Genomic DNA, 16,469 nt, shown 5'->3' on the forward strand with positions numbered 1-16,469 from the left:
AATATTTAACGTGCAAAGGATGTAACACTATGGCTCTCTTGCAAATTGCAGAACCAGGTCAATCAAGTGCACCACATGAACACCGCATTGCGATTGGTATCGATTTAGGCACCACCCACTCTTTGGTTGCCACGGTTCTTTCAGGTAAAGCCAAAGTGCTGAATGACGAACAAGGTCGTGTGCTACTTCCTTCTATCGTGCATTATGCAGAACAGCAGACTCAATATGGTAATGAAGCCGCGCCTTTTATTACCAGCGATCCTAAAAATACCATCGTTTCAGTCAAGCGCTTCATGGGTCGCTCTCAAGCGGATATCAAATTCCAGCATCCTTATGCCTTGGTCGGCGAAGCGAATGAAATGCCGGCTTTTGAAACCGCACAAGGTCGTAAAACTCCGGTTGAAATTTCTGCAGAAATTTTAAAGCAGCTCAAAGATCGTGCTGAAGCAAGTCTGAAAAATCCGGTGAATGGTGCAGTGATTACCGTTCCAGCGTATTTTGATGAAGCACAGCGTCAGGCAACCCGAGATGCTGCCCAGCTTGCCGGTTTGAATGTTTTACGTTTATTGAATGAGCCAACCGCTGCTGCTGTGGCTTATGGCCTCGATCAGGAAAGCAACTTGAGTACAGATCGCAACTATGTGATTTATGACTTGGGTGGCGGTACTTTCGACGTTTCGATTTTGCGTTTTTCGCAAGGCGTGTTTGAAGTGCTTGCGACTGGTGGCCACACTGCCCTCGGTGGTGATGACCTGGACCGTTTAATTTTGAAATGGGCCAAGAAACAGCTAAACATCGAAACTTTAGATGATGCTGAATATGCACATTTTATTGTGGCAGCACGTAAGGCCAAAGAAGCTTTGTCTGATGCAGATTCAGTTCAACTCAAATTACTCGATCAAGTTTTAAACCTTGACCGTCCAACCTTTGAAGAAATCATTAAAGTTGCTTTGGACAAAACCATCAGCGTATGTAAACGTGTGATGCGTGATGCCAAGCTTGAACTGGATGACATTCAAAATGTGGTTCTGGTGGGTGGCTCAACCCGTTCTTATGCCGTACAAAAAGCAGTTGGTGACGTATTTAGCCAAGAACCGCTGTGCACGATTAACCCGGATGAAGTGGTTGCCATTGGCGCATCGATTACAGCAAACCAACTGATTGGCAACTCGACTGATGGTTCCTTATTACTGGATGTTACCCCACTGTCTTTAGGTTTAGAAACCATGGGCGGACTGGTGGAACGTCTGATTTCACGTAATACTGCCATTCCTGTAGCACGTCGTCAGGAATTTACTACCTATCAAGATGGCCAGACTGCCATGTTGATCCATGTGGTTCAAGGTGAACGTGATCTGGTTGAACATTGTCGTAGTCTGGGTCGTTTTGTCTTGCATGGCATTCCGCCAATGACAGCCGGTCAGGCACGTATCGAAGTAACTTTCCAGGTCGATGCTGATGGTTTGTTGACGGTATCTGCCAAAGAAACAACATCTGGCGTGCATGCGCAAATTGATATTAAGCCATCTTATGGCTTATCCGGTGAAGATACTGAGCGCCTATTACTTGACGGTTATAAATTTGCCGAGGAAGATAAAAATCTGCGTCATTTGAATGAAACCAAAGTTGAAGCCCAGCGTGAGCTAGAAGCACTGGTTCAGGCACTAAAAGTAGATGCCGCTCTGTTGACTGAAGAGCAACTGGCAGCACTGCAAACTGCACAGGCACAACTTGAAACCGAGCTTCAAGGTTCAGATATCAAAGCGATTGAATCTGCAGTTGAACTGCTTAAAATACATAGTGATGCTTTTGCAGCAGCACGTATGAATCAACATATTGATGCCGCTCTTAAGGGCACTAAACTCGACGACTGGTCAAACTCAAACTAATTTAAGGTAACGACTATGCCACGTATTAAAGTTCTTCCACATGCGCAGATTTGCCCCGAAGGTGCTGAGTTTGAAGTCGAACACAATGCCAACCTGTGCGAAAGCCTACTCAAAAATGGCATTAAAATCGAACATGCCTGCGATATGTCAGCTGCATGTACAACGTGCCACGTTGTGGTACGTCAAGGCTTCGACAGCCTCGAAGAAATGGATGATGTAGAAGCAGATTTACTGGATCGCGCTTGGGGTCTGGAACCTGATTCACGCCTTTCTTGTCAGGTCACACTGGTCGATGAAGATCTGGAAATTGAAATTCCAAAATACACCATCAATCACGCTTCGGAAAATCATTAAGATTTTTCTTGAAAGATCATATAAAAAACCACGCTTAGACGTGGTTTTTTATATTTATGAGAATGATTAGATTACTTTGGAGTCTTTGAGTGATTCAAATTCGTCTTGTGGCTGGAGATGCTCAATCACTTCATCTTCAAGTTTAAGCTTGACGATGCCCTGAGAGTTGGTCAATTTCTGCTGAGTTTCAATGCGTTTAATCATTTTTTCCAGTACATGAATCAATTCTGGATATTCAAAGTTTTGTACTTCGTCCAGATTGAGCAGTAAATGAAAGCCTTTATATTCATAGTCGAACCAACGTTGATACTCAACTTTCTGCGATGCATATTTTTCCATGAGCTGCCAGGTTCTTACCGGTGCTTTAATGCCTTTCAAGAAAATTGGTTTCTTCGGCGCACATAAATAATCATTTTTGATCAGATTATGAGTATCTTCTGAAATCAGGATTTCATCCACTTCAGCTGCACTCTGTAAGCGCGCTGCCAAGTTGGCATCTCGTCCTACAATGGTATAGGCCATCCGATGCGTCGCACCATAATTCCCGACGTGGCAATAACCGGTCGAAATACCCATACGGATATGCAGTGGCGGATAACCCATTTTAATCCAGCGCTCACGCAGCAGTTTCATTTGCTGACGCATGGCAATCGCCATTTCCATACAGTTCTTGGCATCCTGCTCTACGCCTTCAGAGTTTGGATCACCAAAGAAAATCAGGATGGCATCCCCCATGAATTTATCAACAGTCGCTTCATAATTTTTGGCGATTTCGGTCATATGCCGCAAATAATCATTGAGCAAGAATGCTAAATCATCTGGAATAAGCGTTTCAGACAGTTCTGTAAAGCCTTGAATATCCGAGAAGAAAATTGTTAACTTTTTACGCTTATATTCAATTTTCGCTTCAGATTCACCTTTCATGATGGATTGCCACAACTGCACAGGCGCATAACGACTCAGCTGATTGGCAAATTCCATATAACGGTTCATCTGTTCAAAATAATGATTTTTCTTCTGGGTCATATATTGCACACGACCACTTTGATAAAAACTTCCGACACCAAAATAGGTAATCAGGCAGATGAAGCCTAAAACCGTCAGTTCACTGCTGGTCGGTTCAAAATAAGTCCCAAAACCAAAGACCAGAATATTGGCCAGATAAAAAACGGTGATCCCGACCAGACTGGCCAGAGAAGCCATCATCAATGAAATTTTATTACTGATTGCGGTATAGAGTATTGCCACCAAACCCAGCAAGGACAATACCAGATCCAGCTGTACTGCGGCTAAAACCACTACAATGACAATAACATCAATCAGAAAAAGAACATTGCGCCGAATACGATAATCATGGCGATAGATTAACCAGCGCGACAGTTTCGAGCTAATCAATAAAATCAGGAATAAAAATACAGGAACAAAGAGCTGATACTGGGTATCCGGTTCAGTGTAATGAAAGACGACCAGAACCAGAGACAGCATGATATAGCCCATCAAGCGATGAAAATATTCAAACTGTTGTGGTTCTTTTTGAATCCAGTCGTCTAATTGCATTCAGTCACTCCCTGAAATCCGCAATCGTTCATAGATCTCGGAATACTTGGGGCTAATCAGTCCATACGCCAGTCAAATGGCATATCACCTTGACCACGTAGCGCCAGCATGAGTGTTTGACGCATATGTGCCAATACTTCACTGCTATAAGGAACAGTTGGTGTACCCCAAACAGGCTTCGGCCATGCTACATCGTTCTGATAACGAACCACATGATGAAAATGCAATTGCGGAACCATATTGCCCAATGCCGCGACATTCATTTTATCCGCACGGAAAACACGTGCCAGCTGGCTTGATAACCAGCTTGATTCACGTAAAAACTGCTCTTGGTCAGCTTGGCTCAATTCATATAATTCAGAGACACCCGGCACACGTGGAATCAGGATCAGCCAGGGAAATTGCATATCATTCATCAAACGACATGTTGACAAAGGAAAGTCGCCTACAAAAAAAGTATCTTGAGCAAGTTGTGGATGCAAACTAAACATATCTTTATAAATGATGCAAAATTAGAATGATGGCTAATACTAACATATCCAACCGAAGCTGAATATTGAAAGCAATGGGTTTAAAGACAAATTCTCATGATTTGTTGCAAGGCGCATCACGAGAATTTGTTCGAACATTTCATTAAAAAAAGCTGGTTTATCATTCCTGAAAATTTCAATGAAAATGAAATGTATCATGAACTTTCAAACTGATTTAGTTTAAATCAAATTAGCCCACTTCTTTCAATAGACTGTCCAGCAAATCCTGAATAAACTGAATCCGCTTTTGGTAATCTTCCAGCATGACCATGACCTTAAGACGTTGCCCGCCATTCATCCGGAAATAGGTTGGATGTTTCTGCATCATCTGGATAATGGTCATGGCCTGAACCGGGGTATCTGGCGCGAATTCCACATGCCCACCTTGAGCACTAATATCAATTTTGGTGATGCCAAGCTGCTCGGCTTTGAGACGAATCTGATGCACGGCAAAGAGCTGTTTGACCGGTTGTGGCGGTATGCCAAAACGGTCGATCAATTCCATCCGAATATTGTCCAGCTTCTCCTGAGTATCAGTATTACTGATACGCTTATAGAACAACAGACGCTGATGCACATCTCCGAGATAATCATCCGGAATGAGCGCTGGCATATGCAGGGTAATTTCTGCGGTCAATGACAAGGGTGCATCGAAGTTTGGGGTTTTACCTTTTTGAATGGCTTTGGTGGCTTTTTCCAGCATTTCCATATACAGGCTATAACCAATCGCCTGCATTGAACCGCTCTGCTGTTCGCCGAGTAATTCACCTGCCCCGCGAATTTCCAGATCTTCGGTAGCCAGCATAAATCCGGCCCCCAAGGTCGAAGCACGCTGGATCGCATCCAGACGTTTTTCGGCATCGCCTTTTAAGGCTTTTAAAGACGGCACCATTAAATAGGCATAGGCCTGATGATGCGAGCGCCCGACTCGGCCACGGAGCTGATGTAATTGTGCCAGGCCCAGTTTGTCAGCACGTTCAATCAAAATGGTATTGGCATTTGGGACATCAATCCCGGTTTCAATAATGGTCGAACAGACCAGAACATTGTATTCCTTGTGATAGAACTGCTGCATCACCTGCTCCAGTTCACGTTCACGCATCTGGCCATGTGCCACAATCACCCGGGCTTCCGGCACCAATGTACGGATATGCTCGGCGGCACGGTCAATCGTATCGACTTCATTGTGCAGGAAATAGACCTGACCACCACGCAACAGTTCACGCAGAATCGCTTCTTTAATGGTGTCATCGGTATGTTCTTGCACAAAGGTTTTCACCGCAAGACGGCGTGCCGGCGGTGTGGCAATAATCGATAGATCACGCATGCCACTAAAGGCCATATTTAGTGTACGCGGAATTGGAGTGGCTGTCAGGGTCAACATATCCACATCGGCACGCATCGCCTTGATCCGCTCCTTGTCACGTACTCCGAAGCGATGTTCTTCATCGACAATCATCAGGCCAAGATTTTTAAACTGGACATTTTCCTGCAAAATTTTATGCGTACCAATCACGATATCCACTTTGCCTTCAATCAGGTCGTCAATGGTCTTGGTATGTGCTTTGGAAGAACCGAAACGTGACAGCACTTCAATCCGGACCGGCCAATCGGCAAAGCGGTCTTTGAATGAATCATAGTGCTGCTGTGCCAGCAAGGTGGTCGGCACCAGAATCGCCACCTGCCGGTTATTCTGTACCGCAACAAATGCAGCACGCATCGCCACTTCCGTTTTACCAAAGCCGACATCACCACAGACCAGTCGATCCATCGGTTTGGCTTGTTGCATGTCATGCAGCGTGGCTTCAATCGCATTGGCCTGATCCAGCGTTTCTTCATAGGCAAAGCCACTGGCAAACTGCATATACAGACTTTGATCAATTTCAAAACTGATGCCGGGTTTAGAGACACGGCGTGCCTGAATATGCAGCAACTCGGCCGCAACATCATGAATCTGTTCCAGCGCTTTATGTTTGGCTTTATTCCATGCATCTGTCCCGAGCTTATGCAAAGGTGCCAGATCCGGATCACCACCACTATACCGGCTAATTAAGTGCAGATTGGTCACCGGCACGTAGACTTTGGCGGCATCCGCATAATCCAGCTGCAAAAATTCGTGATCCTGATCATCAATACTTAGGGTGACCAGACCGGCATAACGTCCAACCCCATAATCGATATGTACCACAGGCGCGCCCATGGTCAGCTCAGTTAGACTTCGGATCAGAAATTCTTCTGAAACTTCCTGCTGACGTTTACGGCGGCGTTGTACCACGCGATGTTCATAGAGCTGGTTTTCAGAAATGATGCTGACACGATCGGTCAGCACCAGACCACGCTCTAATGGCGCATTGGTAATCGCAATCGCATACAGGGAGGTGATAAAGCTCTCAAAGTTATCAACCGTCGGAATATCACCCAGACTTGGTCGTAACGCATCTTTTAAGCTTTCACGGCGTCCGGCACTCTCTGCCACCAGCAGAACCGGATGATTGGCCTGATCGATATATTTTTTGACTTCAATAAATGGTTTTTCACGTTTTGGATCGACAGGCAGACGTGGTGGCAACTGGGTATCGAGGTTCAATACGCCGGCTTTTTGGTCAAAAGGCGTTTGGGCGGCAATAATACGTGCAAATTGATTCAGCTGCTCCAGAACCTGATTGGTCTGAAAGAACAGGCTGTCTGGGGGTAGGATCGGCTGATCAACATTGTGACGGCGATCTTCATAACGGCGCACCACATCTTGCCAGAATTGGGTCAAACTCTCGTCTAAAGCCCGATCTGTAATGACAATGCCATTCTTTGGTAAGTACGAAATAAGTGAGCTTTGGTCTTGCATGGCCTCAGCACTGAAAAACAGCGGTAAATAAAACTCGATTCCCGGTGAAACAATGCCCTCCATCACATCCAGATAGATCGGGTTTTTCTTTGGATTGGCAGTTGAGAAAAATTCGGCATAACGGTCACGGAAGGTGGCACGGCCTTCCTTGAGTGGAAATTCCTGTGCCGGCAATACGGTAAACTGTTGCAAACTTTGTGTGGTGCGCTGAGTTTCGGAATCGAAAAATTTCAGGCTTTCAATTTCATCATCAAACAGGTCAATCCGAATCGGTGCTTCCTGCCCCGAGGCATAAATATCCATGATACTGCCGCGTACCGCAAACTCACCCGGATCATAAACCGTATCGACCAGATGATAACCGGCCTGAATCAGCTTTTTCTTCTGTTGTTCCAGATCGAATTTCTGTCCGACGTGAATATCAAAATGTTCACCCAAAATCCATGAAGTCGGTGCGATACGCTGGGCCAAGGTTGAGGCAGAAAGTAACAGCACGCCAGTTTTTGGCATATTGGATAAAATAGCCAGACGTTCCGAGACAATATCCTGGTGCGGAGACAGGCGGTCATAAGGCAAAATTTCCCAATCTGGAAAAATCGTGGGTTTAATCCCATAAAATTCCAGTTCACTTTCCAGTTGACCCAAATGCTGGTTATTGCGTGCAATCACAATAAATAAACGCGATTGCTGCTGCACGATTTCTTTGAGCAACAATGCCGTCGAGGAACCTTGCAGATTGCCTAACCAGCGTTTCTCGCCTGCTTTGAGTTGTGGTAAATTGAGTTGGGAAATTTCTTGTTGGAACATGGATATAGCTTTAAAGTCTAAATAACCTGAGGCTTATACTAGCACGATGATCTCAGGATATTTTGTTATTTTTATGCAGTCTTGCCACATCCATACGCTTCGATTTCAAGCCACTTTTAACACTTATTTTTTCTCTCGCAGAAAGTTACGATAATAATCATTTAACTTCTTGAGGATCATTTTAAATTGCAGCAGGTTCTCTTCGGTATTTCCCAAAGTCACATTAAAACGCTGATGGGCAATTTCCAGATCAATCTTTTCATTGATCAGCATCGCGGTGTCGTATAAAGCTTTTAAATCATCAAACTGTTTTAGACGGCGATTGGACAAATATTCTAAGCGTGCGGCCAGTTCCTGATTTAAGTCAATGCCATCCACGATATAACCTGTGCCTTCGACATGCTGGATATTCTGCTCGTCTAAATATAACTGTGCAGCAGTCGGTTTATTAGTTTTAAATAATGCACTGATTTTATCAAACATCGCCATTTACCCAGCCAAATAAAGTTCAGACCCTAGTCTAGATGAAAATGCCTCAAATCCACATATCGAACTTGAGGCAAATTGTCAAAATCACAACAATCAGTTGAGTTGAGCTGTTTCAAGACAATTTATGCTATCAAGAAACCTGTTCGAGCTGACTCTCTGCTACAGGTATTTCAGACACCAGATTTTCAAATGCAAAGATTTCTTCTAATTGTGTTTCGCTTAATAAACCGAGTTCCAATACCACTTGCGGCACGGTTTTATTTTCACGCATACATTGTTTACCAATTTCATCACATTTGGCATGCCCCAGAATCGGCTCAAGTAAGGTCACAATCCCGACACTGCGCATGACCGAACTTAAACAGATTTCTTCATTGGCCTGAATGCCAGCAATACATTTCTGATTCAGGGTTTGCATGCCTTGAGTCAACAATTGAATCGACTCATTCATGGTCAGGGCAATCACAGGTTCCATCACATTCAGTTGTAACTGCCCAGCTTCCGCTGCCATAGTAATGGTCAAATCATTACCGATGACCCGGAAGGCAATCTGATTGACCACTTCCGGAATCACAGGATTGATTTTTGCCGGCATAATTGATGAGCCTGCCTGCAATTCCGGTAAGCGAATTTCAGCCAGACCTGTACGTGGTCCCGAGCTAAGCAAGCGCAAGTCATTACAGATTTTGGACAGTTTCACTGCCAGACGTTTTAAACTGCTCGACAAGATAATAAAGACACCACAATCACTGGTGGCCTCCACATAATCTTCTGCACCTTTTAAAGGCAGCCCCGTCAGGTGCGCCAAAGTTTCGACGACTTGTGTCGCATAACCTGGCGGCGTGTTTACCCCAGTCCCGATCGCCGTTGCACCTAAATTCACTTCCAGCAATAACTGGCGCATCTGCTCAATCAGTTTTAAATCTTCCTTTAATAAAGTCGCAAAAGCCCGGAATTCCTGCTCCATGGTCATCGGGACGGCATCTTGCAACTGGGTACGTCCCATCTTGATCACATACTGAAATTCGGCTGCCTTCGTATATAAACAGTCAATCAGTGCTTTTAACACTGCCAATAATTCATTCAGGCTGCTATAAGTTGCCAAACGCAAAGCAGTTGGATAGACATCATTAGTCGATTGCGAAGTATTCACATGATCATTCGGATGCAGGATGTGATACTCACCTTTATGATGCCCCAAGAGCTCTAAGGCGATATTGGCAATGACTTCATTGGCATTCATATTAATTGACGTACCAGCACCGCCCTGATAAGGATCAAGTGGAAAGGCTGCTTGCCAGTTTTCAGGATGCTGAATCAATTCATTACATGCTTTTTGAATCGCAGTACTGGTTTGCTCGGATATTTTTTGAAAATGCAGGTTGGTCTGTGCCGAAGCTTTTTTGACCTGGGCCAATGCACAAATAAAATGTGATTGTTGCCCTATAGCCAATCCTGAAATCTGGAAATTTTCGATGGCACGTAAAGTGTGAATCCCATAATAGCTATGCAACGGGATCTGTTTTTCCCCCAATAAGTCACGTTCAATGCGGGTTGGTTCGATTTGCAGCATATTGTCCACTAAAAAATACTCTTGGCGATGCACCGTATTTGGTGTGGTCTCAATATGAGCAAACAAATACAGAGCGAATAGGAGGACTTTAACCTAAATTTGCTAATATTTATTACCAATACAGTAAAGCTGTGAGTTTTGTAAGATCATGTAAATAAAAAGCTAAAATTTAAATCTTTTAATCGCTTATCCTGAATTAGCTTGTTTTGCCTCAATCCAATACTTTATCTCTCTGTGTTAAGTGGCTTATCTTTCCTTAAGTTCCATCTAGTTAAATTGGTATTTACAATAAACATACATAAAAGCTGTGTAAATGTTACAGAGTGTAATTTTTAAACCGTGCTTGAATCACTGCCTTGTGATCTCCGTACAAAAAATCATCTGGAACGATGGTTTCCATATTTACAGGATGCCCTGCCTATGACTTATTTAAATCCGACCCTGATTACCTTCATGTTTTATATTATCGCCATGATTGCAATCGGTTTATATGCTTACCGTGCAACCTCCAATTTTGATGAATATATTTTAGGTGGACGTAGTCTGGGCAGTGTCGTTACAGCTCTTTCCGCAGGTGCATCAGATATGAGTGGCTGGCTGCTGATGGGTCTTCCGGGCGCAATTTACCTGTCTGGCCTGTCAGAAGCCTGGATTGCCATCGGCCTGATTATCGGAGCGTGGCTAAACTGGTTACTGGTGGCAGGTCGTCTACGGGCGCATACCGAATACCAGAATAATGCCCTGACCCTGCCAGATTATTTCACCAGCCGTTTTTCCGACCGCAAACGCATTTTACGGGTCTTGTCTGCCTTGGTGATTCTGGTGTTCTTTGCAATTTATTGTGCCTCGGGCATGGTCGCAGGTGCACGCCTGTTTGAAAGCCTGTTCGGCTGGAATTACACCACGGCGCTTATCATCGGTGCGATGGCGACAATTTTATATGTGTGTATTGGTGGTTTTCTGGCAATCAGCTGGACGGATACTTTTCAGGCCGGTTTGATGATCTTCGCACTGTTGCTGACCCCGATCATTACCTTCCTGGCCTTGGGTGACAATAGCCAGCAAGTGAGTGTCATCCTTGAATCTGCCCGTCCACATGCGTCCAGTATGCTTGAAGGCTTAAGCGTGGTGGCGATTATTTCCAGTCTGGCCTGGGGTTTGGGTTATTTTGGTCAACCACATATTTTAGTGCGCTTCATGGCAGCAGATTCAGTGAAGACCATTCCTGCTGCACGCCGTATTGGCATGACCTGGATGATTCTGTGTCTGGGCGGCGCAGTGGCAGCTGGTTATATCGGGATTGCCTATTTCACCGTTAATCCAGCATTCGCCTCGGTGGTGAACCAGAACCCTGAAACCGTGTTTATGGAATTGACTAAAATCCTGTTTAATCCATGGATCGCTGGCATCGTACTTGCAGCTATTCTGGCCGCGATTATGAGCACCTTGAGCTGTCAGCTTCTGGTCTGTTCAACCACCCTGACTGAAGATTTATACAAGAGCTTCCTGCGCAAAAATGCCTCGCAAAAAGAACTGATCTGGGTCGGTCGTGCTATGGTTTTAGTAATTGCGTTAATTGCGATTGCCTTGGCGATTAATCCGAACAGCAAGGTTTTAGGTCTGGTGGCTTATGCCTGGGCAGGCTTTGGTGCAGCATTTGGCCCGCTGATTATCTTGTCGCTATTCTGGAAGCGTATGACCCTCAACGGCGCGATTGTCGGCATGCTGGTCGGTGCGGTGACGGTAATCGTCTGGAAAAACTATATGGGTGATACCGGCCTGTACGAGATTATTCCCGGTTTTATTCTGGCTACCCTGAGTATCGTGATTGTCAGCTTAGTGGATAAGGCACCGAGTGATGATGTGGTACATCGTTTTGAAATGGCCAAAGCTGAATATCAAAAAGAAATGGCTGAAATGAAAAAATAGTCTGGATATTCAATACAATAAAAGGGACTTTCGAGTCCCTTTTGTGTTTTTTAGATTAGTCGTTAATACGCTACAAATTATTTAGATTTTCCCGGTATTTTTAGATGGATCTGCTGACTTTCTTTAATCACCTCCATCACCGGATAACTGCGTGTTTCCTTGATCCCAGGCAGTTGCCACAAGATTTGCCCGGAAATTTTACGGAATTCATCCATATTGGCGCAGCGGATTTTTACCACGAAATCAAAACCGCCACTGATCATATGACATTCAATAATTTCTGGAATCTGCCGGACTGCATGGGAAAACTCATCTAAAACATTCGGTGTGGTTTTATCCAGTAAAATCTCTACAAAAACCACAAAAGCGTTATTGAGCAGATTTGGATTCAGACGGGCTTCGTAGCCCAGAATATAGCCTTCTTTGCTCAGTTTCTGCACCCGCGCCAGTGCCGCGGTCGGCGATAAATTTACCAGTTCAGCCAGTTTAATATTGGATAATTTGGCATCGGATTGTAATAAACTCAGGATACGAATATCTATACGGTCTAGGCTTAAACAAGGAGGCTGCATTAGAATTATCCTCTAAAAAATGTAAAAACTATAGTGAGATATTCGTCAAATATTCTGTGATTATAGATTAAAACTCGTTAGCCCCGCTAGATCTGATTGCAGCAGTACAGGATGTCACTATGCCGACCACACTAAGCCCCACCTATGGTTCAGATGCCATGAAGCAGCCAAATTATATCGCCGAATTCAAAGATAAAAATGAGTACGAACAACGTATCAACACTGCATGGCGCCGTGCGGAAACTGAATGCGTCGAAGAACTCTTGCTGCATAGTGAAATTTCCTCCGAACTCAGCAACAAGATTCAAGCGCTTGCCTTTGATCTGGCGCATTCCTTGCGTGAACGTAAAAATTCAGGCGGTAAAGCGGGCATCGTACAAGGATTGTTACAGGAATTTTCCCTATCTTCTCAGGAAGGCATTGCCCTGATGTGTCTGGCCGAAGCCTTGCTGCGTATTCCAGACAAAGCCACGCGTGACCTGCTGATCCGCGACAAGATCAATCAGGGCAACTGGAAAGAACATCTCGGTCAAAGCCAGCTGATGTTTGTCAATGCCGCAGCCTGGGGCTTGATGCTGACGGGTAAATTAATGGAAACCCCACAGCAAAAAAGCCTGTCCAGTTTATTAACCGGCATGTTGGCGCGCAGTGGTCGCGGCATTATCCGTAAGGCTGTCGATGTTGCCATGCGCATGATGGGCGAACAGTTTGTGACGGGTGAAACCATTGATGAGGCGCTGAAAAATGCAGAACGTCTGGAAGAAAAAGGCTTTCGTTATTCCTATGACATGCTTGGTGAAGCAGCACTGACCGATCCGGATGCGGAACGCTATTATCAGGATTATCAGCAAGCGATTCATGCCATCGGGCAAGCCTCGCAGGATAAAGACGTTTATGATGGCCCGGGCATTTCCATCAAACTCTCTGCCCTGCATCCGCGTTATCAGCGTTCGCAAATGGATCGAGTGCATGATGAGCTCTATGCAAAAGTACTGAAACTCGCGGTCTTGGCCAAGCAATACAATATTGGTTTAAATATCGATGCTGAAGAAAGCGATCGCCTTGAGATTTCGCTAGAATTATTAGAACGTCTGTGTTTTGAACCACAATTGCAGGACTGGAAAGGTATTGGCTTTGTGATTCAGGCTTATCAGAAACGCTGCTTCTATGTCGTGGATTACATCATTGATCTGGCAAAACGCAGCCAGAAACGCCTGATGATTCGTCTGGTCAAAGGCGCATATTGGGACAGCGAAATAAAGAAAGCCCAAATTGATGGAATGTCGGATTATCCGGTATTTACCCGTAAGGTGCATACCGATCTGTCTTATATCGCCTGTGCGCGTAAGCTGTTGGCTGAGCCAGATTATATCTACCCGCAATTTGCCACACACAATGCACAAACGGTAGCGACGATCTATCAACTGGCGCAACCTGAGCAGTATTATGCCGGCCAATACGAGTTCCAATGTCTGCATGGCATGGGCGAACCGCTGTATGAAAATGTCGTGGGCGATCCATCGAAAAATAAACTGGGTGTACCCTGCCGGATCTATGCGCCAGTCGGCAATCATGAAACGTTACTGGCTTATCTGGTGCGCCGTTTACTGGAAAATGGTGCTAATACTTCATTCGTAAACCGGATTGCCGACAAAACCCTGAAACTTGAAGATTTAATTGAAAATCCACGCCAGACCATTTTAAAAGCGGCTCAACAGGAAGGCGTGATCGGTGCCAAGCATCCGCATATTCCTTATCCAAACGATTTATACAGCCCTTTACGTCCGAATTCTTCCGGACTGGATCTGGCCAATGATGCTGATCTTGCTACACTTAATAAAATAGCGTCAGACTTAGCAAGCACGCAATTTCAAGCTGCAGCGATGGGAACGGCGTTTACCCAGCCAGATACCACACATACGGTTCAGATCATCAATCCCGCACAACATCAGGATGTGGTTGGGGTGGTTTATGAAGCCACCCCTGAACAGGCGGAAACTGCTTTAACGCAAGCCGTCCATGCACAAAGCTACTGGGCCAACCTGCCTAAAAATGAACGTGCTGACTGCCTGAATAAAGCCGCAGACCTTATGCAGCAACGCTTACTGCAACTGATGGTGCTCCTGTCACGTGAAGCCGGTAAAACCTATGCCAATGCGATTGCGGAAGTGCGTGAAGCGATTGATTTCCTGCGTTACTATGCCGGTCAAGTCATGGATCTGCCTGATAATGTACAGATTCAGCCTTTGGGAAGCGTGCTGTGTATCAGTCCATGGAATTTCCCACTGGCCATTTTTACTGGTCAGATTTCAGCAGCACTGGTTGCCGGCAACACGGTAATTGCCAAACCGGCTGAACAGACCCCATTGATTGCCGCACAAGCGGTGCAGATTCTATGGGAAGCAGGTATTCCACAAGATGTGTTGCAACTGTTGCCTGGTCGTGGTGAAACGATCGGTGCGCAACTCAGTGCGGATTCACGCATTCAGGGCATCATGTTTACCGGCTCGACTGAAGTGGCGCATATTCTGCAAAAAACCGTGGCAACACGTCTGAACCAGTTTGGTGAGAGTGTCACCCTGATTGCCGAAACCGGTGGTCAAAATGCCATGATCGTGGACTCATCCGCCCTGACCGAACAGGTGGTACTGGATGTGGTCAGTTCTGCCTATGACAGTGCCGGTCAGCGCTGTTCTGCTCTGCGTGTGCTTTGTGTGCAGGAGGATAATCTTGATGCGGTACGCACTATGCTGAAAGGTGCCATGCAGCAATTACGTGTGGGCAATCCGGTCTTGCTGGCCACGGATATTGGCCCGGTTATTGATGCAGAAGCCCAGCAAAATATTCAGAAGCATATTGAACAGATGCGCAGCAAAGGTCATAAAGTTCATCAACTGATGTTTAATCCTGATCATACTGAACTCATGCCGGGAACCTTTATTCCACCGATCCTGATTGAACTGCCGAATCTGGATGATCTTGAGCGTGAAGTCTTTGGCCCGGTGCTGCATTTAATCAGCTATAAATATGGCGAACTGGAGCAGTTATTAGCGCAGATCAATGGCAAAGGCTATGGTCTGACCATGGGCTTACATACCCGTATTGATGAAACCATCCAGACTGTGGTGGCTCAGGCCGAAGTCGGGAATCTATATATCAACCGTAATATTGTCGGTGCCGTGGTCGGGGTACAGCCCTTTGGCGGTGAAGGCCTGTCCGGAACGGGTCCCAAAGCAGGCGGACCATTGTATCTGTACCGTTTAATGCATCAGGTTTCCGAGAAGAAACTTACTGCGCCCTATGCGGTGAAATCGGGTCAGGCTCCGGTGGAAAATGAACTGCTGCAGGCATTCAAAGCCTGGGCGTTGCAAACCTTCCCCCATCTAAGTTTACACCCAGCATATCCGATTGCTACCGGCCAAAGTTTTGTCTTGCAAGGCCCAACCGGCGAGGAAAACCAGTACATGATCTTGCCACGTGAAAGTGTGCTGTCTTTGGCACAGACGGATCAAGACCAGATTCAGCAAATTCTGGCGATTTTATCGGTTGGCAGTCGTCCTGCGGTACTGGCTGACAATACTTTTATTCTGAAATATTTACCAACGATGCCAGCCGCTGTCAGCAAGCAATTTAAAGTGGTCCGGGATATTGAAACAGGTGCATTTGATGCTGTACTGCAGCATGGCGATTCTTCTGAGCTGATTAATTTGCAGAAACGCATTGCAGCCCGTAAAGGTGCAATTGTAGGCATCACCCATCTTCGTCCGGGAGATTATAATATTCCGGTCGAGCGTTTTGTGATTGAGCGCGCGATCAGTATCAATACGGCGGCGGCCGGTGGCAATGCCAGCTTGATGACGATGAGTCATCTCTAAATTAATCGAATCATCTTGTCATTTTTCTGTTCATGATTTCCTCTTTACGGCC

At 45.4% G+C, this 16,469-nt stretch carries 10 protein-coding genes; 4 read left to right on the forward strand and 6 right to left on the reverse strand.

Going from position 1 to position 16,469, the window contains the following annotated elements; all coding sequences use genetic code 11:
• Positions 1 to 29 precede the first annotated feature (29 nt).
• Together hscA and fdx are read left to right on the forward strand one after the other, a co-directional pair.
• Positions 30 to 1,889: a Fe-S protein assembly chaperone HscA gene (gene hscA, locus FTT73_RS03935; protein ID WP_100357144.1), complete on the forward strand. Its 1,860-nt coding sequence runs from the start codon at positions 30 to 32 to the stop codon at positions 1,887 to 1,889.
• A 15-nt stretch (positions 1,890 to 1,904) separates the two neighbouring features.
• Positions 1,905 to 2,243, forward strand: a complete 339-nt coding sequence (gene fdx / locus FTT73_RS03940; protein WP_005171126.1) for an ISC system 2Fe-2S type ferredoxin — start codon at positions 1,905 to 1,907, stop codon at positions 2,241 to 2,243.
• A 66-nt stretch (positions 2,244 to 2,309) separates the two neighbouring features.
• Here fdx and FTT73_RS03945 read toward each other — a convergent pair whose 3' ends face one another.
• From FTT73_RS03945 to aspA, 5 genes are all read right to left on the reverse strand, one after another.
• Positions 2,310 to 3,800, reverse strand: coding sequence for an adenylate/guanylate cyclase domain-containing protein (locus FTT73_RS03945; RefSeq protein ID WP_005171127.1), 1,491 nt, complete (start codon positions 3,798 to 3,800; stop codon positions 2,310 to 2,312).
• Between the two features lie 56 nt (positions 3,801 to 3,856).
• A complete protein-coding gene (locus FTT73_RS03950; protein ID WP_100357142.1) occupies positions 3,857 to 4,291 on the reverse strand; it encodes an HIT domain-containing protein in 435 nt (144 codons plus the stop codon).
• Positions 4,292 to 4,520: 229 nt separating this feature from the next.
• Complete coding sequence (gene mfd / locus FTT73_RS03955; RefSeq protein WP_005171128.1) at positions 4,521 to 7,979, reverse strand: transcription-repair coupling factor; 3,459 nt, start codon at positions 7,977 to 7,979, stop codon at positions 4,521 to 4,523.
• A 123-nt stretch (positions 7,980 to 8,102) separates the two neighbouring features.
• Positions 8,103 to 8,468, reverse strand: coding sequence for a hypothetical protein (locus tag FTT73_RS03960; protein ID WP_005171129.1), 366 nt, complete (start codon positions 8,466 to 8,468; stop codon positions 8,103 to 8,105).
• 130 nt (positions 8,469 to 8,598) lie between these two features.
• A complete protein-coding gene (gene aspA, locus FTT73_RS03965; protein WP_218955684.1) occupies positions 8,599 to 10,041 on the reverse strand; it encodes an aspartate ammonia-lyase in 1,443 nt (480 codons plus the stop codon).
• A 420-nt stretch (positions 10,042 to 10,461) separates the two neighbouring features.
• Between aspA and putP the strand changes: the two genes are divergently transcribed.
• Complete coding sequence (gene putP / locus FTT73_RS03970) at positions 10,462 to 11,970, forward strand: sodium/proline symporter PutP (protein WP_074383168.1); 1,509 nt, start codon at positions 10,462 to 10,464, stop codon at positions 11,968 to 11,970.
• Positions 11,971 to 12,047: 77 nt separating this feature from the next.
• Here putP and FTT73_RS03975 read toward each other — a convergent pair whose 3' ends face one another.
• Positions 12,048 to 12,542: an Lrp/AsnC ligand binding domain-containing protein gene (locus FTT73_RS03975; protein WP_180191040.1), complete on the reverse strand. Its 495-nt coding sequence runs from the start codon at positions 12,540 to 12,542 to the stop codon at positions 12,048 to 12,050.
• A 158-nt stretch (positions 12,543 to 12,700) separates the two neighbouring features.
• Here FTT73_RS03975 and putA point away from each other — a divergent pair, with 158 nt between their 5' ends.
• Positions 12,701 to 16,417, forward strand: a complete 3,717-nt coding sequence (gene putA, locus FTT73_RS03980; protein ID WP_373686431.1) for a trifunctional transcriptional regulator/proline dehydrogenase/L-glutamate gamma-semialdehyde dehydrogenase — start codon at positions 12,701 to 12,703, stop codon at positions 16,415 to 16,417.
• Positions 16,418 to 16,469 lie beyond the last annotated feature (52 nt).

It is taken from the genome of Acinetobacter sp. YH01006 (genome assembly GCF_013420445.1).
In the GTDB taxonomy this organism is placed as follows: Bacteria; Pseudomonadota; Gammaproteobacteria; order Pseudomonadales; family Moraxellaceae; genus Acinetobacter; species Acinetobacter pseudolwoffii.

Bases quoted from the DNA above. Each gene is read 5' to 3' on its own strand.
- FTT73_RS03960 (WP_005171129.1), bottom strand. From the start codon at position 8,468: ATGGCGATGTTTGATAAAATCAGTGCATTATTTAAAACTAATAAACCG.
- FTT73_RS03975 (WP_180191040.1), bottom strand. From the start codon at position 12,542: ATGCAGCCTCCTTGTTTAAGCCTAGACCGTATAGATATTCGTATCCTG.
- hscA (WP_100357144.1), top strand. From the start codon at position 30: ATGGCTCTCTTGCAAATTGCAGAACCAGGTCAATCAAGTGCACCACAT.
- putP (WP_074383168.1), top strand. From the start codon at position 10,462: ATGACTTATTTAAATCCGACCCTGATTACCTTCATGTTTTATATTATC.
- fdx (WP_005171126.1), top strand. From the start codon at position 1,905: ATGCCACGTATTAAAGTTCTTCCACATGCGCAGATTTGCCCCGAAGGT.
- FTT73_RS03950 (WP_100357142.1), bottom strand. From the start codon at position 4,291: ATGTTTAGTTTGCATCCACAACTTGCTCAAGATACTTTTTTTGTAGGC.
- mfd (WP_005171128.1), bottom strand. From the start codon at position 7,979: ATGTTCCAACAAGAAATTTCCCAACTCAATTTACCACAACTCAAAGCA.
- FTT73_RS03945 (WP_005171127.1), bottom strand. From the start codon at position 3,800: ATGCAATTAGACGACTGGATTCAAAAAGAACCACAACAGTTTGAATAT.
- aspA (WP_218955684.1), bottom strand. From the start codon at position 10,041: ATGCTGCAAATCGAACCAACCCGCATTGAACGTGACTTATTGGGGGAA.
- putA (WP_373686431.1), top strand. From the start codon at position 12,701: ATGAAGCAGCCAAATTATATCGCCGAATTCAAAGATAAAAATGAGTAC.